Origin of the sequence: Superficieibacter sp. 1612_C1 (genome assembly GCF_015234305.1) — a bacterium.
GTDB lineage: Bacteria > Pseudomonadota > Gammaproteobacteria > Enterobacterales > Enterobacteriaceae > Superficieibacter.
On sequence record NZ_JADGMI010000001.1, the window covers coordinates 1 to 20,619 of the forward strand.

18 protein-coding genes, 2 tRNA genes, 1 rRNA gene and 9 pseudogenes are annotated in these 20,619 nt (G+C 45.6%); 18 read left to right on the forward strand and 12 right to left on the reverse strand.

All coding sequences use genetic code 11. The annotated features are described in order from the left end of the window. The first annotated feature begins 13 nt into the window (after positions 1 to 13). Positions 14 to 129 (forward strand): 5S ribosomal RNA (gene rrf / locus INT84_RS00005). 54 nt (positions 130 to 183) lie between these two features. Continuing rightward, positions 184 to 260 (forward strand) — tRNA-Asp (locus INT84_RS00010). Positions 261 to 333: 73 nt separating this feature from the next. Here INT84_RS00010 and yafC read toward each other — a convergent pair. Then, the gene (gene yafC, locus INT84_RS00015) at positions 334 to 1,218 is read right to left on the reverse strand and encodes a DNA-binding transcriptional regulator YafC (RefSeq protein WP_194205136.1); all 885 of its coding nucleotides are present in this window, start codon (positions 1,216 to 1,218) and stop codon (positions 334 to 336) included. Between the two features lie 229 nt (positions 1,219 to 1,447). Between yafC and INT84_RS00020 the strand changes: the two genes are divergently transcribed. Together INT84_RS00020 and INT84_RS00025 are read left to right on the forward strand one after the other, a co-directional pair. Further along, entirely contained in the window at positions 1,448 to 2,248 is an 801-nt protein-coding gene (locus INT84_RS00020; protein WP_176918697.1) for an endonuclease/exonuclease/phosphatase family protein, read from the forward strand. 74 nt (positions 2,249 to 2,322) lie between these two features. Beyond that, on the forward strand, positions 2,323 to 3,093 hold the full coding sequence (locus INT84_RS00025) for a class I SAM-dependent methyltransferase (protein ID WP_194205137.1): 771 nt from the start codon (positions 2,323 to 2,325) through the stop codon (positions 3,091 to 3,093). Positions 3,094 to 3,140: 47 nt separating this feature from the next. Here INT84_RS00025 and mltD read toward each other — a convergent pair whose 3' ends face one another. Continuing rightward, positions 3,141 to 4,508: a murein transglycosylase D gene (mltD, locus tag INT84_RS00030; RefSeq protein ID WP_194205138.1), complete on the reverse strand. Its 1,368-nt coding sequence runs from the start codon at positions 4,506 to 4,508 to the stop codon at positions 3,141 to 3,143. A 70-nt stretch (positions 4,509 to 4,578) separates the two neighbouring features. Further along, positions 4,579 to 5,334 carry a hydroxyacylglutathione hydrolase gene (gene gloB / locus INT84_RS00035; protein WP_194205139.1) on the reverse strand — a complete coding sequence of 252 codons (756 nt, stop codon included), beginning with the start codon at positions 5,332 to 5,334 and terminating at the stop codon, positions 4,579 to 4,581. Between the two features lie 32 nt (positions 5,335 to 5,366). Between gloB and INT84_RS00040 the strand changes: the two genes are divergently transcribed. Continuing rightward, positions 5,367 to 6,083, forward strand: coding sequence for a class I SAM-dependent methyltransferase (locus INT84_RS00040; RefSeq protein ID WP_194205140.1), 717 nt, complete (start codon positions 5,367 to 5,369; stop codon positions 6,081 to 6,083). A 2-nt stretch (positions 6,084 to 6,085) separates the two neighbouring features. On the opposite strand, the pseudogene rnhA reads toward INT84_RS00040, so the two are convergent. Beyond that, positions 6,086 to 6,659: pseudogene (gene rnhA, locus INT84_RS00045) on the reverse strand (ribonuclease HI). On the opposite strand from rnhA, the gene dnaQ reads away from it, so the two are divergent. The 3 genes from dnaQ (at position 6,607) to INT84_RS00060 (ending at position 9,049) form a co-directional block, all read left to right on the forward strand. After that, positions 6,607 to 7,335 (forward strand): DNA polymerase III subunit epsilon, encoded by a 729-nt coding sequence (gene dnaQ, locus INT84_RS00050; protein WP_176918691.1) that lies wholly within the window; start codon positions 6,607 to 6,609, stop codon positions 7,333 to 7,335. The pseudogene rnhA and the gene dnaQ sit on opposite strands and share 53 nt — an antisense overlap. 130 nt (positions 7,336 to 7,465) lie before the next feature. Beyond that, a tRNA-Asp gene (locus INT84_RS00055) sits at positions 7,466 to 7,542 on the forward strand. A gap of 697 nt (positions 7,543 to 8,239) precedes the next feature. Beyond that, the gene (locus INT84_RS00060) at positions 8,240 to 9,049 is read left to right on the forward strand and encodes a hypothetical protein (protein WP_194205141.1); all 810 of its coding nucleotides are present in this window, start codon (positions 8,240 to 8,242) and stop codon (positions 9,047 to 9,049) included. 300 nt (positions 9,050 to 9,349) lie between these two features. On the opposite strand, the gene INT84_RS00065 is transcribed toward INT84_RS00060, so the two are convergent. The 6 genes and pseudogenes from INT84_RS00065 to INT84_RS00090 form a co-directional block, all read right to left on the reverse strand. Next, positions 9,350 to 9,718: a hypothetical protein gene (locus INT84_RS00065; protein WP_194205142.1), complete on the reverse strand. Its 369-nt coding sequence runs from the start codon at positions 9,716 to 9,718 to the stop codon at positions 9,350 to 9,352. Between the two features lie 9 nt (positions 9,719 to 9,727). After that, positions 9,728 to 10,168: a hypothetical protein gene (locus INT84_RS00070; RefSeq protein WP_194205143.1), complete on the reverse strand. Its 441-nt coding sequence runs from the start codon at positions 10,166 to 10,168 to the stop codon at positions 9,728 to 9,730. Positions 10,169 to 10,186: 18 nt separating this feature from the next. After that, entirely contained in the window at positions 10,187 to 11,092 is a 906-nt protein-coding gene (locus INT84_RS00075) for a LysM peptidoglycan-binding domain-containing protein (protein ID WP_194205144.1), read from the reverse strand. Between the two features lie 32 nt (positions 11,093 to 11,124). Beyond that, positions 11,125 to 11,604, reverse strand: coding sequence for an Hcp family type VI secretion system effector (locus INT84_RS00080; protein WP_194205145.1), 480 nt, complete (start codon positions 11,602 to 11,604; stop codon positions 11,125 to 11,127). Between the two features lie 23 nt (positions 11,605 to 11,627). Then, positions 11,628 to 12,578 (reverse strand): annotated as a pseudogene (locus tag INT84_RS00085) (VasL domain-containing protein); the annotation flags it as partial. Next, a pseudogene (locus INT84_RS00090) lies at positions 12,568 to 12,819 on the reverse strand (type VI secretion system contractile sheath large subunit); the annotation flags it as partial. The pseudogenes INT84_RS00085 and INT84_RS00090, both read right to left, overlap by 11 nt. Here INT84_RS00090 and INT84_RS00095 point away from each other — a divergent pair. The 3 genes and pseudogenes from INT84_RS00095 to INT84_RS00105 form a co-directional block, all read left to right on the forward strand. Next, positions 12,816 to 13,214 (forward strand): annotated as a pseudogene (locus tag INT84_RS00095) (Hcp family type VI secretion system effector); the annotation flags it as partial. The pseudogenes INT84_RS00090 and INT84_RS00095 overlap by 4 nt on opposite strands. Positions 13,215 to 13,340: 126 nt before the next feature. After that, positions 13,341 to 14,168 (forward strand): annotated as a pseudogene (locus INT84_RS24380) (RHS repeat-associated core domain-containing protein); the annotation flags it as partial. A 379-nt stretch (positions 14,169 to 14,547) separates the two neighbouring features. Next, on the forward strand, positions 14,548 to 14,937 hold the full coding sequence (locus tag INT84_RS00105) for a hypothetical protein (RefSeq protein ID WP_194205147.1): 390 nt from the start codon (positions 14,548 to 14,550) through the stop codon (positions 14,935 to 14,937). Positions 14,938 to 15,091: 154 nt separating this feature from the next. Here the strand turns inward: INT84_RS00105 and INT84_RS00110 are convergent. Continuing rightward, a pseudogene (locus INT84_RS00110) lies at positions 15,092 to 15,193 on the reverse strand (IS5/IS1182 family transposase); the annotation flags it as partial. A 201-nt stretch (positions 15,194 to 15,394) separates the two neighbouring features. On the opposite strand from INT84_RS00110, the pseudogene INT84_RS24115 reads away from it, so the two are divergent. The 6 genes and pseudogenes from INT84_RS24115 to INT84_RS00140 form a co-directional block, all read left to right on the forward strand. Further along, a pseudogene (locus INT84_RS24115) lies at positions 15,395 to 16,195 on the forward strand (RHS repeat-associated core domain-containing protein); the annotation flags it as partial. Positions 16,196 to 16,198: 3 nt separating this feature from the next. Then, positions 16,199 to 16,675 carry a hypothetical protein gene (locus INT84_RS00120; protein WP_194205148.1) on the forward strand — a complete coding sequence of 159 codons (477 nt, stop codon included), beginning with the start codon at positions 16,199 to 16,201 and terminating at the stop codon, positions 16,673 to 16,675. A gap of 7 nt (positions 16,676 to 16,682) precedes the next feature. Beyond that, a pseudogene (locus tag INT84_RS00125) lies at positions 16,683 to 16,846 on the forward strand (RHS repeat-associated core domain-containing protein); the annotation flags it as partial. 395 nt (positions 16,847 to 17,241) lie between these two features. Then, on the forward strand, positions 17,242 to 17,550 hold the full coding sequence (locus INT84_RS00130; RefSeq protein WP_228065761.1) for an SUKH-3 domain-containing protein: 309 nt from the start codon (positions 17,242 to 17,244) through the stop codon (positions 17,548 to 17,550). 572 nt (positions 17,551 to 18,122) lie between these two features. Beyond that, positions 18,123 to 18,701 (forward strand): annotated as a pseudogene (locus tag INT84_RS24120) (RHS repeat domain-containing protein); the annotation flags it as partial. A 12-nt stretch (positions 18,702 to 18,713) separates the two neighbouring features. Next, positions 18,714 to 19,004: a hypothetical protein gene (locus INT84_RS00140; protein ID WP_194205149.1), complete on the forward strand. Its 291-nt coding sequence runs from the start codon at positions 18,714 to 18,716 to the stop codon at positions 19,002 to 19,004. A 43-nt stretch (positions 19,005 to 19,047) separates the two neighbouring features. Here the strand turns inward: INT84_RS00140 and INT84_RS00145 are convergent, their stop codons facing one another. Continuing rightward, positions 19,048 to 19,308: a SymE family type I addiction module toxin gene (locus tag INT84_RS00145; RefSeq protein ID WP_194205150.1), complete on the reverse strand. Its 261-nt coding sequence runs from the start codon at positions 19,306 to 19,308 to the stop codon at positions 19,048 to 19,050. A 286-nt stretch (positions 19,309 to 19,594) separates the two neighbouring features. Between INT84_RS00145 and INT84_RS00150 the strand changes: the two genes are divergently transcribed. Further along, on the forward strand, positions 19,595 to 19,894 hold the full coding sequence (locus tag INT84_RS00150; RefSeq protein ID WP_194205151.1) for a hypothetical protein: 300 nt from the start codon (positions 19,595 to 19,597) through the stop codon (positions 19,892 to 19,894). Positions 19,895 to 20,619: the final 725 nt, after the last annotated feature.

Sequence of the window (20,619 nt, forward strand, 5' to 3'; positions counted from 1 at the left end):
TAAACAGAATTTGCCTGGCGGCAACAGCGCGGTGGTCCCACCTGACCCCATGCCGAACTCAGAAGTGAAACGCCGTAGCGCCGATGGTAGTGTGGGGTCTCCCCATGCGAGAGTAGGGAACTGCCAGGCATCAAATTAGCAGTAAACCGGAGTGACATCCGGTCAGTGACAAAGAAATTCGGTGGAGCGGTAGTTCAGTCGGTTAGAATACCTGCCTGTCACGCAGGGGGTCGCGGGTTCGAGTCCCGTCCGTTCCGCCACTTATTAAGAGCCCTGAGTATTTACTCAGGGCTTTTTTTTATACTTTATTCATCCCGCCCTTTTAAACGCCTGTTAATGGCCGTACTCACTGAGAAAATCGATAAACGCTCTGATCCTCGCACTCACCGTTCTGTCGCTGTAATAGACAGCATTAAGCGGCATTTCAACAGGCACGCGCTTATCTGCCAGCAGTTCTACCAGTTCCCCGCGCTCAATTTCCTTATCAATCATATAGTCAGATAAACACGCAATGCCATTACCGCTAAGGCAAAGTTGTTTAAGCGTTTCACCGCTATTGGAAGAGATGCCACAAACAATCTCATAAAGCTGTGCGTCACAGCAATAAATGGGCCATGTATTCAGCGAGCCAGGCTCAGTAAAACCCAGGCAGACATGTTGTTTAAGTTCTTCCACGGTCTTTGGTTTCCCATGCCGGGAGATATAGTCCGGAGAGGCGATAATCTTGCGGTAGCTGGTCATTAATGGACGGGCGCGCAGGCTGGAGTCAGTCAGGATCCCGGCGCGGATAGCGACATCCACCTTACGTTCGATCAAATTGATAAACGTTTCTGAAGAAACCAGTGAGAGTGTGATGTCCGGATAACGTTCGCGGAAAGGTTTAATCAGCGGCATCAAATAATGCAGAAGCACGGGCGTGGCTGCATCTATACGTAATAAACCGCGCGGTGAATGTCGCGTCTCTATAATCTCATTCTCAGCCGCCGTCATTTCTTGTAAAACCACCTGCACGCGCCGGAAATAGCGTTCTCCCTCTTCCGTCAGGCTGAGCTGGCGGGTAGTCCGGTTTAGCAGGCTTACACCGAGCTTTGCTTCCAGCTTCTTAACCGTCCGGCTGATTGCCGAGTTTGCCAGACAAAGTTGTTCAGCGGCACGGCTAAAGCTTCCGCTTTCTACAACCGCCACAAACGTCGCGATTTCATCAGATGTTGCTTTCATTTTTGCCCCAAACGCAAAGCTATGCCGCTATTTTAGCGATCTTTGTTATTTAAACATTAACGTTTTTTGCAGGATAAAAACATTATGTAAAGCGTCATGAGGAATCTTTTGTTTACCAAACTCATCAATCTTTCTGTCGGTTAGCGTTGAAAGTATGCGCTAAAATCCCTATAACAATAGGAGTTGTTCGTTTTCCGGACCGGGTTGTAATTGAGGTGTAATGCCAAAAGTGCGAAAAAATACTTATGCAATGCGTTATGTCGCCGGGCAACCTGCGGAGCGAATTTTGCCGCCGGGATCGTTTGCGAGTATCGGCCAGGCATTGCCAGCAGGCGCACCGCTTAGCAGTGAAGAAAAGATCCGGGTCTTAGTCTGGAACATTTTTAAGCAGCAACGCGCGGAGTGGCAGTCGGTACTGCAAAACTTTGGTAAAGACGCCCATCTGGTATTGCTTCAGGAAGCGCAAACCACGCCCGAACTCATCCGATTCGCGACCTCGAACTATCTTGCCGCTGACCAGGTGCCGGCATTTGTTCTGCCTCAGCATCCCTCAGGCGTGATGACACTCTCTGCTGCACATCCGGTCTACTGCTGCCCGTTGCGCGAGCGTGAGCCGCTGTTACGCCTGTCTAAATCGGCACTGGTGACGGTCTATCCGCTGCCGGATGGCCGGTTGTTGATGGTTGTCAACGTTCACGCGGTCAACTTTAGTCTGGGCGTTGATGTCTACAGCAAACAATTGCTACCGATCGGCGATCAGATTGCGCATCACAGCGGTCCGGTGATTATGGCAGGAGACTTTAATGCCTGGAGCCGTCAGCGAATGAACGCGCTTTATCGCTTCTCCCGGGAAATGTCGCTGCGCCAGGTTCGTTTTACCGATGACCAGCGTCGCCGTGCCTTTGGACGTCCGCTGGATTTTATTTTTTATCGCGGTTTAAACGTCGGGGAAGCATCGGTTCTGGTGACCCGCGCTTCCGATCATAATCCACTACTCGTTGAATTCACGCCCGGCAAACCTGATAGATAAAGGATGTCAGGTCTGCCGTCGGGCAGACCTGTAATGGCGCTGCCCTTTTACTCTCACTCACAAAAGGACACACCATGACCACCACTACCCACCACGATCATATCAATAAACAATTTAGCTCACAGGCCGGAGCCTATCTGACCAGCGCCGTCCATGCTGCCGGTCGCGATTTGCAACAGTTGACCAGGCGTCTTGCCACTCTGCCACATGCTGAAGTGCTGGATCTGGGCTGTGGAGCAGGGCACGCCAGTTTTGCTGCCGCCAGTCAGGTCGCTCAGGTCACTGCTTATGATTTATCAGCGAGTATGCTGGAAGTGGTTGCCAGGGCCGCGCAGGAAAAAGGGCTGCATAATATTACGACCCAACAGGGCTATGCAGAGCACTTACCTTTTAATGATGAGCGTTTTGATGTGGTAATTAGCCGCTATTCCGCCCATCACTGGCATGATGTCGGGCAGGCGCTGCGAGAAGCAAAGCGGGTCTTAAAACCGGGCGGCGTGGTGATCATTATGGATGTCATGTCTCCTGGCCACCCGGTGCGGGATATCTGGTTACAAACCGTTGAGGCGCTGCGGGATACCTCACACGTCAGAAACTACGCCAGTGGGGAATGGCTGGCGTTGGCGAATGAGGCGGGCTTTATTACGGACGGCCTGACAACTGATCGTCTGCCGCTGGAGTTCTCATCCTGGATTGCGCGGATGCGCACTCCACAGCCCTTGAGCGACGCCATACGACTGTATCAGGAGAGTGCTTCTCAGGAGGTGAAAAACTATTTTGAATTGCAGGATGACGGATCATTTACCAGCGACACCATCATGTTTGAAGCTCACAAAGCGGCATAAATAAAAAAGGCACCGGGGGAAACGGTGCCTTTTTTGTCGTTCTGTCATCAGGAATCTGGCGTAGCACTATTTTTAACAAACAGCGTTATTCGATCGCCTGGTTGCAGATTATCCGTATCGCTATTCCAGCGCATCACATCTTTGATGTTTACGCCGTGATGCCTTGCAATGCTGGCGAGGGAGTCGCCTTTGCGCACGCGATAGGTAATGCTGTCGTCGTTGTTGGCCAGACGCTGTGCGCTACTACCAGCACCCACCGTCAGATTTTGACCAATTTTCAGACCTGAACCACGTAGATTATTCCACTGTTGCAAATCTTTCGACGTCACGCCAAGACGTGAAGCAATACCTGAAAGCGTATCGCCTGAGCGCACTTTATAGCTGCGGCTGGTGAGTGGCGTATTGTCAGCCAACAAACCTGGCTGGACAGCAGCGATTTCACCTGAAGCCAGAGACTCACGTAGCTGAGCGGCATGCTTTTGCGGCACCATCACATACTGAGGACCGCTGGCACCGAGGGTTGACCCCTTAACGCCTGCATTAAACGTCTTCAGCTTAGTGACAGACATACCTGCCATATCCGCCAACTGTGCCATCTCTACCGGGCTATTCAGGCGTACTCGTGCCAGTGCACGACTTTCATCGGTGCCAGGCAAGACAACACCATACCGTTTGCTGTTTTTGAGAATCTCGCTCAAGGCCAGCATCTTAGGCACGTAAATCTTCGTTTCCTGTGGCAATGAGAGCGACCAAAAGTCCGTGGGTAAACCGCGAGCTTTATTCGCTTTGATTGCCTTCATGACCCGACCTTCGCCGCTGTTGTAGGCCGCAACGGTTAACAACCAGTCGCCGTCAAACATGCGGTTAAGACGCTGCATCATGTCCAGTGCGGCCGTTGTTGAGGCCACAACATCACGACGCGCATCATAATTGCGAGTCTGTTTCAAACCGTAATTGCGCCCGGTGCTCGGTATGATTTGCCAGATGCCTGCGGCATTGGCACCAGACGTTGCGTGCGGGTTAAAAGCGCTCTCCACTATGGGTAGTAATACTAGTTCCATCGGCATGTTACGTTTCTTAACTTGCCCGGCTATCCAGTACATATACGGCTCTGCCCGTAAAGTTACATCGTGGAGATAGCTCTTGTTCTGTAAGTACTTCTGTTTCTGATCGCGAATCCGGCTGTTTTCCGGAATCCCCATCTTTAGCTCGTCGCCGATAAAAGCCCACAAGTCCTGATCCTGCCCAGAGAATGTTCCATCGTCCATCCACCGTGCTTGACTGGTAAACTTACCTGCTTCCCCTTGACCAGCTGCAGAAAGGCTCTGTGCGTGCTGTGTAACTTTGCCATCGTGCTGAGAAGACTGGCAACCTACAAGCAGGACAGAGGCGAATAATATCGCTTTTGCCTTCATGTGTGTGTCAATAGTTGCTTAAAAGACGACCGATCATAAAGGTGAAGCTGGCAAAACACAAGTCCGAATGTCAGAAATTATCTTTCTTTGCCCTTAACCAGGCAAAACGTTGTTCAGGTTGTTGCAAATTTGTTTCTTCTGAAATTACTTTAATTAAATCAATGTCATCAGTTCGTAAAAATAAATTTATCTGGCGCTCATTTTTCAGAATAACCGGAAGTGTCATCTGTTTCTTCGCGCGTAACCCTTTAACTTTAAGGTAATAATCATTTATGAACGAATCGTGCTGAAGGATACTTTTGGCAAACTCCATGTTTGATAAAGTATATTCATGTGCGCAACAAATAACCGTGTCTTCCGGTAATGCGTTAATCTTTTGAAAGGATTGATACATTTGTGCAGGAGTGCCTTCAAACAGGCGTCCGCAACCGCCAGAAAACAGTGTGTCGCCGCAAAAAAGGTAAGGATTATTGAAGAAACAAACATGGCCCGCGGTATGTCCAGGCGTAGCAAAAATAGTAAATTCGCTGCCCAAAACAGAGATCTTGTCGCCATCATTAACACGCCGGGTGGTTCCTTTATTTAGCGTCTCTTGTGGCCCATATACCGCTATATCCGGATAATGCTGGACGATTTCCTTCACGCCACCCGTATGATCGTTATGATGATGCGTCAAAAAGATTGCCGCTGGCTGCCACTTATTTTGCGCCAGAGCGTCCAGAACCGGACGGGCTTCTCCGGGATCCACAATGATACAACGATCGTTATCATCGCTTAATATCCAGATGTAGTTGTCCTGAAATGCGGGAATACTGTTAAGATTCATAATGACCTCATAAAGCGAAGCGGAAGAGTGTGATGAAACCGGCAAGGATTTCCCAGACAGCGCCATCCCCTAATCGCTGGAGCGAACTGCCCAGGGGGGAATACTATCGTGAGGCCCTGGAGCATCAGCTTAAACCGTGGCTGGCAAAAATGTATGGATTTCACTTGCTTAAAGTCGGCAATTTAAGCGCAGAAATCAATACTGATGCTTGTGCCATCTCCCATCAGGTTAATGTCTCGTTAAGCGGCGAACCGATGCAGGTCAAAGCCGATCCCTTGCATCTGCCGTTTGCTGAGAAATCGATCGATGCCTGCCTGTTGGCGCATACGTTGCCCTGGTGTCAGGATCCACATCAACTACTTCGCGAAGCCGATCGCGTACTCATCGATGATGGCTGGCTTATCATCACGGGCTTTAACCCGCTGAGCCTGATGGGATTGCGTAAGCTTGTACCGTTTATGCGAAAAAGGCCGCCGTCGAATAGCCGTATGTTTACCCTGATGCGCCAGATGGACTGGTTAACGCTACTTAATTTTGAAGTAATGCATTATAGCCGCTTTCAGGTTTTACCGTGGACGCGGCAGGGCGGGAAGTTACTAAGTACGCATCTTCCCGCGCTGGGATGCCTGCAAGTGATTGTGGCCCGTAAACGTACCATCCCGCTTACCCTCAATCCCATGAAACAGAGTAAAGCTAAGCGGCCGATAAGACAGGCCGTAGGCGCTACCAGGCAATATCGTAAGCCCTGAGGTCAGGCATCAGGCTGATAGCCGATGTCCTCCTGAGTGGGATGCGATGCCGCCGTACGTGCCAGTTCATCACAGCGTTCATTCTCGGGATGTCCGGCATGTCCTTTCACCCATTCCCAGCGGATTTGATGTTGCCCGAGCGCGGCATCGAGTCGCTTCCAGAGATCGACATTTTTAACCGGCTTTTTCTCTGCCGTCTTCCAGCCGCGTTTTTTCCAGTTGTGGATCCACTGGGTAATCCCCTGACGGACATACTGGCTATCAGTGCTCAGAACCACTTCACAATGTTCTTTTAAGGCTTCCAGCGCCACGATTGCCGCCATCAGCTCCATACGATTATTGGTGGTCAAACGATAGCCTTCGCTAAAGGTTTTTTCAGCCTGTTGATAGCGTAGAATAGCGCCATAGCCGCCCGGTCCTGGATTGCCGAGGCAAGAACCATCGGTGAAAACTTCTACCTTTTTTAGCATCTCTGGTAGACTTCCTGTGATTAAAAACGACAAGTCTGACACAAATGAACGATATGAGCACTGCTATTACACGACAGATCGTCCTCGATACCGAAACAACCGGTATGAACCAAATTGGCGTTCATTATGAAGGCCATAAGATCATTGAGATCGGTGCCGTTGAAGTGATCAACCGCCGTCTGACCGGTAATAACTTTCATGTCTATCTGAAACCGGACCGGCTGGTGGATCCGGAAGCGTTCGGCGTTCACGGTATTGCCGATGAGTTTTTGCTTGATAAACCCACCTTCGCCGACGTCGCGGATGAGTTCCTTGATTACATTCGCGGCGCTGAGCTGGTCATTCATAACGCATCGTTTGATATCGGTTTTATGGATTATGAATTCAGTAAGCTGAATCGCGGGATTCCAAAAACAGATACGTTTTGTAAAGTGACCGACAGCCTGGCGCTGGCGAGGAGAATGTTCCCCGGCAAACGTAACAGCCTTGACGCGCTATGCTCACGTTATGAAATAGATAACAGTAAGCGAACCCTCCACGGGGCACTGCTTGACTCCCAGATCCTCGCCGATGTTTATCTGATGATGACCGGCGGCCAGACCTCCATAGCCTTCGCCATGGAAGGAGAGAGCAAGCAGCAGGTCGATACCGGTATTCAACGTATCGTTCGTGCGGCCAGCAAATTACGGGTTATTTCTGCCAGTGATGAAGAGCAGGCCGAGCATGAATCACGGCTGGATTTAGTGCAGAAAAAAGGTGGCAGCTGTCTCTGGCGCGCCTGATAAGCCGGAAGATGCTGATTAAACCATCGTCCGGGCGATTTTTGCAGCAAACAATTCAAAACGTGAGAAAAACCGTTGACGATCTGAGAGGCACACCGTACTATTCGCAACGTTCCCAAGGGAACACAGCGGAGCGGTAGTTCAGTCGGTTAGAATACCTGCCTGTCACGCAGGGGGTCGCGGGTTCGAGTCCCGTCCGTTCCGCCACTATTCAGTTTTCGGGAGTTCCAGAACGTCCGAAAGAGTGAAAAAAAGGTATCGCTATCAATGCGATACCTTTTTTTTCGTCTGTATGTGTCTCTCCCGATTCCCGGGGATCGGCCACAAATGGTTTATGGAATGGTGCACAGGCCAGAAAGGCAAATGTCACAGGCTTTTTTTAATTGATGGCTGATAAATAAAGATGTATTCAAGTATTGGCGTCGTTCCCGTTGCTCGATATTGACGACAACTGAAGCAATAAACGATGGTATGACTCGCCGCCTGCTTACTGCCCTCGGTGTAAAAGGCAGAGCCTTCTGATTATGATCTGGGCCATGGGCTGAAGCTCTCTATCAGAACCATCAGTAAAAAATTAGCGTTTTCATTATCAGCATTCGGATTCAACTTATGTAATTTTGATGTTTAAAATTTATTTATAGAGTGGGTTGGTTAAATCTGATATTACATATAATGGCGGCAGTATTTTTTACTACTTGTTTATGGGGTGGTGATAATAAATTAATAAACCAGAAAAAATAAAAAAACACTCTACATCATTTTTATTTATGATGCTTATATTTCATTTGATTGTCATAAGATATATGAATGGTTTATTTTTTCCATATTACATGAAAATAGCGGTATAATGATTATCAGATTTGGGAGTGTTGATCCTATATAATACGAAGATAAGGACTCATCTATGAATATGAAGCCGCTGTCCGTTGTAATTTGCATCCTTTTACTGGCCGGATGTTCAAAATCATCATCTATTGATGGCAGGAAAACAGGAGCGGCTACACCGCGTATGGATGCGATTTCCACTTCCACATCACAGCTTACCGACCGGGATGTTTTTGGTGATGAGCTTACGCTGGATATTACGGAAGAAGATATTGAGAATGCGGTGGAGGAAGCCTCAAATGGGTTTGAGATCCCGCAGAATTCTGCCATTATTCTGGTGGAGTCAGGAGCACGCGCACCTGATGTTATTATGCAGAAGGAAATGCAGCGATATTACCGGGTTTCCACTTTCTCAGGCATTCCTGTCGCCAGGAAAAAACGGGCGGTTCAACCGGTAACACCTGTAAAGGAAACAGACAGCGACACGGAAAATTTTTCAGATAGCAAAAGCGGTGTAATCAACGCCAATTATATGCAGGCGCTGCGATACATCGGTGCAAAGGGAAGGCAAAAAACCATTGTGGTTTACTGGAGCGAACTGGAATCCGGAAAATATAATGCTGCCACAAAAGAGGTGGTCTGGAAAAAGTATATGGGTGGAAATATTTCTGGATCATCACTGCGCTATCTGATCCGGTTTGCCCTGGTAGATGTTGCGACCGGGGAATGGGCAATGTATTCACCGGTTAATACAGAATTGATGGCTGTTCCATTGACCGGAAAAGCAGATGAAAAAAAGGATATGACAGAGCAGCAAATTGCAGATCTGAAAAAGCAAACCTGTAAGATGGTGGTTGAGGATTTAGTAAATCGATATAGCAGTAAATAGTATTACATTATTTATGTATCAGCAGGGTTGCCGCAAATGAACTGTGGCGGCAACCAGAGTAGAGATAATTAAACTATTTTATTCTGGATACACCAGTAGAGTGTTTTTTGTGATAGCTATCATTAACGCAAAACGACTTGTCCGATAAAAATAAAAATGTCAGATTAAAAGAAATCCATTTCTTTCTGTTTTTATTGAGTATTAGTGAGCCAGAAATTGAATGTATATGATGCGATACTAAACTCACTTTATTTTCTGAATACCAGATATTAACAATAGATTTGAGTATAAATCATAAAATTATTTATGGCTTTTATTTTCTATCAGCGTCTTTTTATACTCGTCATATATTGTAATGGTATCATCATAGACAGTTAGTCTTGCTGAATAATCTTTGTTATTCTTGTATTTGTTTTTCATTGCGGATAGTTTGTGTTCAATATTTGAGCAATTTTCTTTAATAACACTTTCAACAATTTTGTAAGTTGTTTCTTCTAAGCGTGGGTCAAAGTCACTTACCCAAAGCTCGCAAGCATCAGCACTTTCAAAAAAATCCTGAAGATCTTGTGGCATTTTTTCTATAATAACTTTATCCACCGCAAATAATAAACTAGAGTGTAAGGTAAATAATATCATTAAAATAATTTTGAATAAATACTTGTTATTCATGACGTCATCCTAGATGGTGTTTTTAATCCATTGTATTTGTGATAGATTCATATTAGTTTTACAATATAGTGACGAAATTGAGGGGCGATAGCCAGGAAGCGCTCCATCACTTTGTGAGGCGTATTTACATTGTTTTTCGCGATAAAGAATAAATGAGCGATGCAGTTCCGGAAATGTTATTCTTGCTATATGAATATAAGGTTCGTAATCAATCGAGCCATCTTCATTAAGCCCTCTCGCTCCTTCAGTATCATATTGCTCTAGTCTTTTTTCTGCGCTGTCTTCCTCATGTTTTAACGCCAAAACGCTCTGCTGATATTTGTCCATAAGACACCAGTAAACTTTATCTTGCTGTATTAATAGGTCGTATGAACAATCAGATATTTTTATATCGTGTGCGTTTGCAATATTACATAACAATAATAAAGAAAAATATTTTTTTAGTTTCATTTGCATTCCTTAAATGAATTACCTTTTTTCACTCCCCTCAGCAATAAGGAGATTATAAATATATCCAACTTTTTCAGCATAATTCTTATCGCCTGGATTACTGGCTGTTGCTCTCTTTGGATCTCCATTATACTGTATTTGAATATTTTGTGGAGTAAACAATGTCCATCCGGGTATATACTGCTCTAGATGCGCTTTTTTATACTTAAGTTTATCTCCAGGGTGGATGATTTTAACTCCATTCAGTTTAGTAAGAACACTCTGTGTTGTATCTATTTTCTTGGCTATAGAACTATAGCCAAAATCGCCTTTAACGACTTCATAGTTATATACTTTTTCATCGTCATACACAATTCTATCTTTTTCTTTTTCTGACATTTTTATCATTAAAAGAGCAATGCCTGCCCGAATATTATATTCAGGATTACTTTTTATCATGTCAGTCTTATTTTTTAAATATTTGTCCCAAGTTTTCGGGACTATAATATTGTATTTTCTCGGACGAGCAGGAACTGTCACCTCGAGGATTCCTTCATCACCGATATTTCCTATCTGCATAGGTCTTGTTTTCCACGCGGCCGAAGTCGCACCTGTTTCGGTCCATATCATCGCCTTAACCAATTTCCAGTCAAGTGGTGTGTAATGTTCGATATTTTTTGACGTGGATAAATGCTGATTAATCTCAGACACAAGTTTCCTGATTGTATCATCATAACTTTCCCAGTCAGAATTTCCAATCACTTTTTTCCGCCCAGCCTTCCATTCATCAAGAGGACTGAGTTTTTTCTGTGGCGGTGTAACTGGCTGTTTTTGGTGGGGGTGTCCAGATCCTTTCCCTGTTGTCCTGGAATTTGTTTGGGATTTTGCCCTTGGATGTTCTGTTGCAGGAATGCCTTTTTGTCTGGACGCTGTGCGCGTTACCATGTGAAACCCTCCATTTGTTTGTAAAATTATTACTAGTAAACTCTCTCATCCCATAAACTGTATGCACTGGTCCCGGCAATGCAATGCTCCCAGTTTATTGATTCATATATAAAAGAAATGCTTTCTTGTGGCTGTAATTCGCTGTCAATGACAACATGCGCTATCGAGAAATTAATGTCACTAATCCGGGCGTTTGTTAATGTCAGCTTGTAAAACTTTTCATTAATGCCAAATCTATTTGTTCTATAAAATTCAAAAACACAGTTCAGTTTTTCATTGTCATTAATTGCTTTTCCCAGTAAAGGGGATGATTTGTCGACAGGTTTTTTTATCGTAACTGAATGATGATTGACATTTTGATCACGGCTTATCCCATGTGTTAGTTCATATACCATAATATGATCAATATGTTGCAACTGAGCTTTATTACCAATAGAGTCCAGTGAAGAACAACCTGCTGAAATCAGTCCCTGTTTTTCTCCGTTCAGTGTCAGATAAATTAAATTTGCCATGTTAATCTCCTTTTAGATAATGGTTATTTTCCGGTTTTTATATCCGCTGCCGTCTCCGGCAGTACATTGTTTTTCAGCAAAAACCAGCGGCTTAATACGCCATCCAGTTGTTCGCTAATCTGTTTTTCCAGCGCATCGGTATTTTTTCCCTGTGCGCGGTCATCCTGATACTGCGTCAGCAGGGATTCCAGCGGGGTTTCCTGGTTCAGGGTCCGCTCGGCCTGCCAGACAACATTTTTGATATATGAAAGGGTTAATCCCTCTTTTTCCCGCTGCATTACCAGGTCGGCGAAAGCCCTCAAATCCTGCCGGGTTTTCAGCCAGCCACGCAGTTGCGGGCTGTTTTGCGCGCGGGTTTTCAGTATGTCATTCCATTGTGCCGTCGCCTGTTGCTGTTGCAGACTCTCCGGCCAGCGACTGTCTGCGGTGCGCATCATCTGCATACCGGTCTCCAGCAGTTGCAGCGGCGAGGCTTGAGGAAGCTGTTGCAGCCGTTGTCCGTAACTGTCCAGTTCTGGCGAAGCCAGCCAGACCGTTGCTGCACCCTGTGCCGTATCCCTGACCTGCGCCAGTTGTTGCTGCATCGGATACACCTGCCACCACCAGAGTACGGCAGCCACAGCTGCCGTGCAGGCAACACCCGCCATAAAGCCTGTAATATTCAGGCCTGACGTGGCTCTACTCCCCGATTTTATATCCTCCACTGCGCCGTGGTGGACTTCCACCTTCATTTCCGGCAGGTCTGGCAGGGGAGAAAGATTTTCCCCCGTGGCAGGTTGCGTGCTCTCCGGTGCGTAGATAAGCGTCCTGAAGGTGGTTTGCGACGGCGTGTCCACGCTGCTTTTCGGCTGTGGTTCAAGTCGTTTGCGCGTGTTCTGCACAAAATACAGCAGGTTTTCTACATGCGGCTGGCGCTTCAGATCTACCTGCTGGAGTTTATCGCAGATAAGCTGTAGCGCGCGTTCAGTCCGGTAACCGCCCAACCAGGGAGAGTTCAAATGAAGCCCCCATATATTTGAAATGTGGTCTTGCGGAAATCGCCACCTGATACCAGCCCGGTTCGCCATCCACATCCATCACCTCAACCCGTGCGCCACGCAGAGGTTTACGGCTGCGGACGTCAGCGGGTGGGTTCTCCTGGTCAGCAACATACTGGCGAATCCAGGTGTTGAGTTCGCGCTCCAGGTCGCTTCTTTCTTTCCACGAACCGAGTTCAGGAATTCCTGCATAACGTGACTGTGCCAACCGATCCACAGTCTGGTCAGCCCGCAGGTCAGCGTGCCCACAAGCCATTCATCTTTACCGTGGCGCTGAATAAAGCGGTTCCGCTGATGTACAACGCGCTGGCTGCCGGTGAAATGCTGCCGAAAGTGGAACTGCACTGGTGGCGTACCTCTGTCGAAGGTAAGCAGGAGCACTATTTCACTACCCGCCTGACTGACGCGACCATTGTAGATATGAATCTGCATATGCCGCACTGCCAGGACCCGACACAGCGTGAATTCACGCAACTGCTCGCCGTATCACTGGCGTACCGTAAAGTTGAGTGGGAACACATCAAGTCAGGTACTTCTGGTGCCGACGACTGGCGTGCGCCGCTCGAAGCATAAGTATCAGTCCACAGCATCCCGCCTTATGGCAGGGTGCTGTTTTTTTATGTTCTGAATGAAAAAAGCAGTGTCAGTAAGGAGTTACGTTTTTTCACGGGAGATGGCGGACGCCGGAAACTTCGGCGGTACCTGAGCAGCCAGTCGGCGGGCTGTTACCGTACAGGCGATGATGACCTGTACCAGCGTGGACACCGCCTGAAACGGTCGGGGAACACGGAATATGAATACGACGCGGCAGGACGGATGGTCAGCCGCATAAGACACCGCGACGGGTACAGGCCGGAGCGGGAACAGTTCAGGTGGGACAGCCGTGACCAGCTAACGGGGTACAGTAACGGGAAGGGCGAGCAGTGGGAATACCGTTATGACGGCAGCGGACGAAGAACAGAAAAACGCTGCGATAACCAGGGAATTCGCCTCACGTACCTGTGGGACGGGGACAGTATTGCGGAAATCCGGGAATACCGCCATGATGTGCTGACCAGCGTGCGGCACCTGGTGTTCAGCGGTTTTGAGCTGGTGAGCCAGCAGGTGAGCCGGGAGCGACAGGTACACCCGACGGAGCCGGTGCGCTGGATGACGCGAACGGTTCATGCGATGAGTGAACAGACAGGCCGTCCGCTGATGCTCTTTAACAGTGCAGGTGAGGCAGTCAGACGTCCACTGGACATCACGCTGTGGGGGCGGACAGCGGCAGCCTTAACGGCAGACCCCGAGCTACCACGCAGGCGGGAGGATGAGGAAGCGGATCCCGGCCTTCTGTATGCGGGCCAGTGGCGGGATGCGGAATCAGGGCTGTGCTACAACCGGTTCAGGTACTACGAGCCGGAAAGCGGGATGTACCTGGTGAGTGACCCGCTGGGGTTGATGGGTGGAGTTAACCCGTATGCATATGTGCCAAACCCTCTATCTGCAATAGATCCTCTGGGTCTTGCTACGTGTCCTGTGATTAAGCAAAGGGTTCTGGATAATATTGCTGCGAGTAAGGCGGCGAGAGATGCATCTAAATTCCCTACAAAGAAAATTCCTGAATATGATCCCCGGATTAGGAAAAGAGCGGTTGAAGATCCTCGTGGACATCATTTCCCGTTCAGTTTTGATAAAACAATCTTGAATACCTCTCCTACTATAATTCGAGGTGGAGCTGAAGGTTATGCTGTTCGTGGTTATAAAAATGGTAAAGAGGTTATATATAATATTATTGTGAAAAACGGTGTTATTAATCATAGAGATATGATTGACGTTACAAAGTGGGGACAACGGAGTAAAAGTTTTGGTTGGCCTATTGATATTAATGATATACCGAAATTTGTTAACTAAAGGTTGGCTAAAAATGTTAAGCTTAATTATAAATTGTGAGGAAGGTGGGTGTTTAAGCCTTAATTCATTTATCTTAGAAGATGATTTTTTCAAGGCTAATGCAGTAGTTAAGTCAGATTGGTATGAAGCTAAGGCATCCTTTTATGTCTCGAAAGAAAGAATAGATGAGCTAGTTTCAGATTTAGAAAAAATGTCTCATGAGAGTAATAACGAAGTTGTCTTTATTAATGAGGATGGGAATTTTGAGATGAATTTTTCTATAGATTATCTAGGTAAAGTAAGGATTGCTGGTGTATTAATTAAAAGTATGATGGACTCATCTTCTCTAAATTATGAACTATACTCAGACTTACAATCTATAATGGATTTTTGTGGGCAGCTGAAAGCCATTGCAAATCAATAGGTTGATGAAGTTGAAATGATGATATTTAAAGCCGGAAAGCTTCCCCTTGGGAAAGACATTAAATCTTCCCGGCTTTTTTATTATCTAATCCACGTTCATCCCACTAAACAAGCACATCCTTAATCTCCTTAACCACCTGTTTAGGCTGTGTCCCTCAATTACATAATCTTCTGAGAAAAAGACGGATGCTCCCCAATTTTAACATCATAAGATAGTTTCTTGCTGTTTTTTCATAACGGGTAGCCACCCGACGGAACCACGCAGGGCAGACGGGCGATTGAATACCACTACCCGGATGAACGGACGGTCACGTGCTGCATCCTGCCGCCGGAAGGGGAGCAGGACCGGCACCCGGACGAGCAGCTGCTGAAAACCACATACCGTTATAACGCGGCGGGCGAGCCGGAGCACATTACCCTGCCGGGTGGCGAAACGCTGACGTTCACGCGGGATGAGGCGGACGGTTCATGGGGTGAGTGAACAGACAGGCCGCCCGCTGATGTTCTTTAACAGTGCAGGTGAGGCAGTCAGGCGTCCACGGGACACCACGCTGTGGGGACGGACCGCGGCAGCCTTAACGGCAGACCTCGACCTTCCGCGCCGGCGGGAGGATGAGGAAGCGGACCCTGGATTGTTGTACACCGGCCAGTGGCGGGATGCGGAATCAGGGCTGTGCTACAACCGGTTCAGGTACTATGAGCCGGAAAGCGGGATGTACCTGGTGAGTGACCCGCTGGGGTTGCAGGGGGGAGAGCAGACTTACCGGTATGTGCCGAACCCGAATGAATATCTTGATCCATTCGGATTAGCAAAAAGTTCGATTCCAACATTGATATCAAATCCTGGAAGAATAACTGGTGAGTTTAAAACTATTCGAGAGAAGTTAAGGCTTGCCAGGAACGGTGATGTTTCTGCACAAGCTGAAATTGCATATGCTAGATATATGCGTGGTCAGGGCAATCATGTATATTTTGATACACCACCAAATCGTTCAATATCTATGGCAGATTTCACTATTTATGGAGTCCAGGTTGATACAAAACTTTTGAGCGGTATTGGTGGCAATGCGGCTAAGAACGTTAGCAAGGGCGTGGGCCAGGTTGGTGACGGAGGGATTGTTCAGGTAATCAGGAGTTCCAATTCAAAAAATACACTTCAACAGTTTGATGAGTTTTTTGGTGGATTTAAACCTAATAACCCAACAGTTCGCATAGATGTAATCGACCAGTCAGTATTGGATCCTTTTTGGAGATTTTAAAATATGATTACCAAATCAAGTATTCTCACAGATTTCACGGATAAAAACAGATTAAGTGAGTCTATTTCTAATTTATTGTCGGTTTTTGATATCGACTTTACTATATTAAATTATGACTATTTTGATGTGGATGGGTATAAGGAATTTGTCAGGGGTGGTGCAATTTCTATTGAAGAGGATTTACGTTTCATTGACTTGCTAAGTGAAATTGATTTTCTGTATGAAATTGATTTTGGTACATCATTGAACTCAATTGAAAGTAATTATCTTCCATCCCTTACTGACTTTATATCTCAATCCTTATCAAGTCAATTAAGTTGTAACATGATAACCAGTTTTAAGCCATTGAGTAGTGATGAGTATTGCCCGGTAACATATTTCTCTAAAGATAAAGAAATTATCAATTTTATATGTTTTGCTTCAGATTTCTGGAGTAATGTATCTTGGGTGAAATTGGGAGTCAGCAATAAAAAAGAGTAAGCTAATTGCAGAGCCTTGGCCGTGCTATAACCGGTTCAGGCACTACGAGCCGGAAAGCGAGATGTACCTGGTGAGTGAGCTGCTGGGGTTGCAGGGTGGGAGACCTATCGGTATGTGCCGAATCCGTGTAGGTGGGTTGATCCTTTTGGGTTGGCGGCAACTTCTAAAATACTTAACAATTTAACATCAGCGAAAAATTTAACAGAGAAGAAGGCTGCTGAATTATTGGCGGGAGCAACCTCTAATACTCAACGAAGTAAATTACCTAGAGCAGTTTCAGCTGTTGTTGATAAAAAACCGGAAAGGTTTTCTTTGGGGAAAGTGAATGGCCTCATCCGATAGATATTCACCCCACTTTGCAGGTAAATATGCCTTCGACTAGTTTAGAATGATGGGCGATAGCGAATTGTGCAGAATTTAAAGGAGTTAATGAGGCATTAAAAGCAGGGGCTAAATTGGTGATCTTGAGGCCCATACAGTGTTGGTTAAAACAGGTGAAGCATTTCCAATGTGTAAAAACTGTCAAGTAACAATATTTGGTATAATTGTTGCTAGTGGGTAATATTATGTGTGACTTAATTGATTTTGCATCTAAGTATGGTAAGGTTACATTACAAAAAATAGATATTGAAGGCTGTTGCGAAAAATTATCTGAAGAAGGTTATTGCATATTTCCATTATTCCTTGATTTTATATCAAAATATGGTGGGGTTTATGGGTTTCATTCGGTATATAAAAATAATGATAAGAGTGAACAGTTTTTCATAGATCCTGAAAGAGCTGTTGATCGCATTTTTATTGAAAGAGTGAATAATTATATTGAAAGGTCCGGGGGCAATATGATTCCTGTTGGTGAATGTAGCAATGGTATATAACATTAATGTATGGTGAAAACGGTGCCATATACGGAGGCTGTGACGATTATCTTTGGAAATATGGATGCAATATATCTCTAGCAATGGATGCGATAATTAATGGTAAAGAAGCCATAGAAATACCAAATAGTGCATCCAATCCGTAGGTTGATGTAAACTTCTTTAAGTACTGGCTAATCGGGGGTGAGTCACACGAACGGCCCGGCTGCGGCTGGTCTACCACGATAGTGGCTGTCTGAAAGCCATTTAGCGGACAGATACTGGCGGAGTACCGCCAGGATGCACAATGCAGGCTGACGGAAGCGGATGCGCGGCTGAACTACCATCTGTTTTACAACTATGACAACGCGGGCAGAATAGCCCGCTGGTCGGATAACGACCAGACGTGGAGTTCTTTACATATGACACGCGAGGGTGGGTTATCGCCACTGGCGGGGCAGAAGGATACTATATGGGGTGAGTGAGCCGACAGGCCTTCTGCTGATTTCTTTTACAGCGCAGGTGAGGTGGTCCCGCAGGACACCACGCTGTGAGGGAAGACAGCGGCAGCCTTAACGGCAGCCCCCGAACTACCGCGCAGGCGTGAGGATGATGAAGCGGACCCCGGCCTTCTGTATGCGGGCCAGTGGCGGGATGCGGAGTCAGGGCTGTGCTACAACCGGTTCAGGTACTACGAGCCGGAAAGCGGGATGTACCTGGTGAGTGACCCGCTGGGGTTGATGGGTGGAGTTAACCCGTATGCATATTTGCCAAACCCTCTATCTGCAATAGATCCTCTGGGTCTTGCTACATGTAAAGTATACAGACAAATAACGCCTGATGATTTGGCTAGACTGGAACAAGGATTGGGGATAAAACCAAAAGGAATTAGTGGGTCAATTGCAGATCATGTCAATGGTCTTGATACCGGGCATATTTCAGCATCTCTCACAAAAGAAGCAACAAACCGGTTTAGAAGTGGTAATGGATTAATTGAAATTGACGTAAAAAAAGCCATACAAGGTGGGGCAAAATTCATTGATCATAATAACGTTCTTCAAGCGGCTGAAAAATTTGGTTCACTTATTACTAGAAGGGATGCCAAAAGGGCCTTAGAAGTCTTGTTTAAAGGCGAAATACCTTTTGATGCTATAAAAATCATTGGAAAATAAAGGAGTAATAAAATGCCTGCTTTGTCTGAGTATACAAATGTATATAATACTGCGTTGAATGTTCTTGATAAGAAAGGTTTTAGAACTTGGTATGATGATGAGGTGGATATGTTTTGCGCTGAGAAGGATGGATGGGATTTTATGGCGGAATCGCCTTGTGCTCTCCTTGGTATCGTATCTATCTTTGAATATAAAAAACCTAGCTCTTATAGTGAGTATTGGTGGAAGTTAGAAGAGAAAAAACTTTTCCCTGACACAAAAACGGAAAAACCATCTTATATATCGGTTATAGAAAAGAAATGATAATAAAGCCAGGGAACACCTCTTTGGTTCTCCCTGGCTATTTTTATCTGTTGTTTGCTAATACATTATCCTGCTGAATCTGCATAATCACCTTACTAGGCATCATGCCGAGCGCTAGCGGTTGCCCGGTCAGGCCGCATTGCGTTAGCCAGTCCCCCGCCAGATACAACTCGTCGTTATCCCGTATCCAGTCCACGCCGATATGGGCGATGTTCTTGTACCTCAACCAGTCTGTATTTGTCTTATCATTTGATTTAAAATGATTTTGTGCAGATAAAACTATCACGGTATGGCGGTAGCACATAAAATACGATGTAAAATGTTTGACTCATTACGCCCCAAATTAGGTAGTACGATCTACAAATTGGTTGGTTTCCTCCCTATGACCCGCTGGGGTTGCAGGGACGTGGAATACTTATGCTTATGTCCCAAATCCGTTAATATGGACAGACCCTCTTGGATTAGCTAAGTGCCCTCATGTCGAGTTAGCAAATAAAATTCAAGAGAGAGCAATTGACGGGAAGATCCCTAAAATAGCTCCGGGGAAAATATCTCCCAAGGGGTATCATGGTAGGCTTTCAGAGCAAAGAATGCAGGAGATAATTAAAAATCCTGATGGTGTATATGTTTCCACTGGAGGTAATAATAATATTATCCTTGCCAAGGATGGAAATATTGTGATTTTAGCAGGAAATAAGGCAGGAGCATATAAAGGGCAAACGATTGCATCTTATGGTTCTTCAGGGCCAAGAGACGAGAGTGGTGCAGCTATCTATGGTGGGCGAGCTAGTGACCCTGGGCTACCAATAACTGATAGCATGATTATAAATGGACAAATTCCGATCCCAGGTGGTGGATTTTTACCTCCTGCAACAGCTATAGTACTTTGAGGTTAACAATGAAAGCTATTTTTGGGATCTTGCCCATTTTAATGTTTCAATGAAAAGTCAGTATGGCGACATCTATGTGCTAGAAAATGACATAAGTAAATTTTTGGGAAGCAGTAATTTTAGTGAGATGGATTCGTTAGATTGTTTTTAATAGATAAGGAAACCAAAGAACTATCTTTTTTATTACTAAGCATACCATCGTACTTTTGTAGTTCACTAAATATAAGTTAATTAATGCTAGTAAATGGCATAATATAAAATTATCAGATTGTATAGATGAATTTGTATCTGATGTGACAATTCAAGATATGGCTTTCTTTTCAAGCGAAGAAAATACTTTAATTGTTACATCTGATTCGTCGTTAATTTATTATAAAACTCTCATTTCAGATGATCTCTATTTTTTTATTGAGCGATGATTTATCATACTGTGGTTTTGTGTTGACTAATGCAATCAATCATATTCCCGGGAATATTGAATCGTCAGATAAACAAGTGTTCAATTTACTTTTTTCAAGAATGCTTGATTTATGTAATCAGGAATTTTATGACGCAATGGATGAAAAAGATGAGTATTGCTTAAATGTTATAAATGCCTTGGAGAAGGATTGTTTATTTTATCAGAGTGTAGATAATAGGGTGCTCCAAATTATAGAATTTATAAAAAATATTAAATATACGTTTTATGATATAGATTTCGATTGAGGGTCGTGCCTCCAATCCGT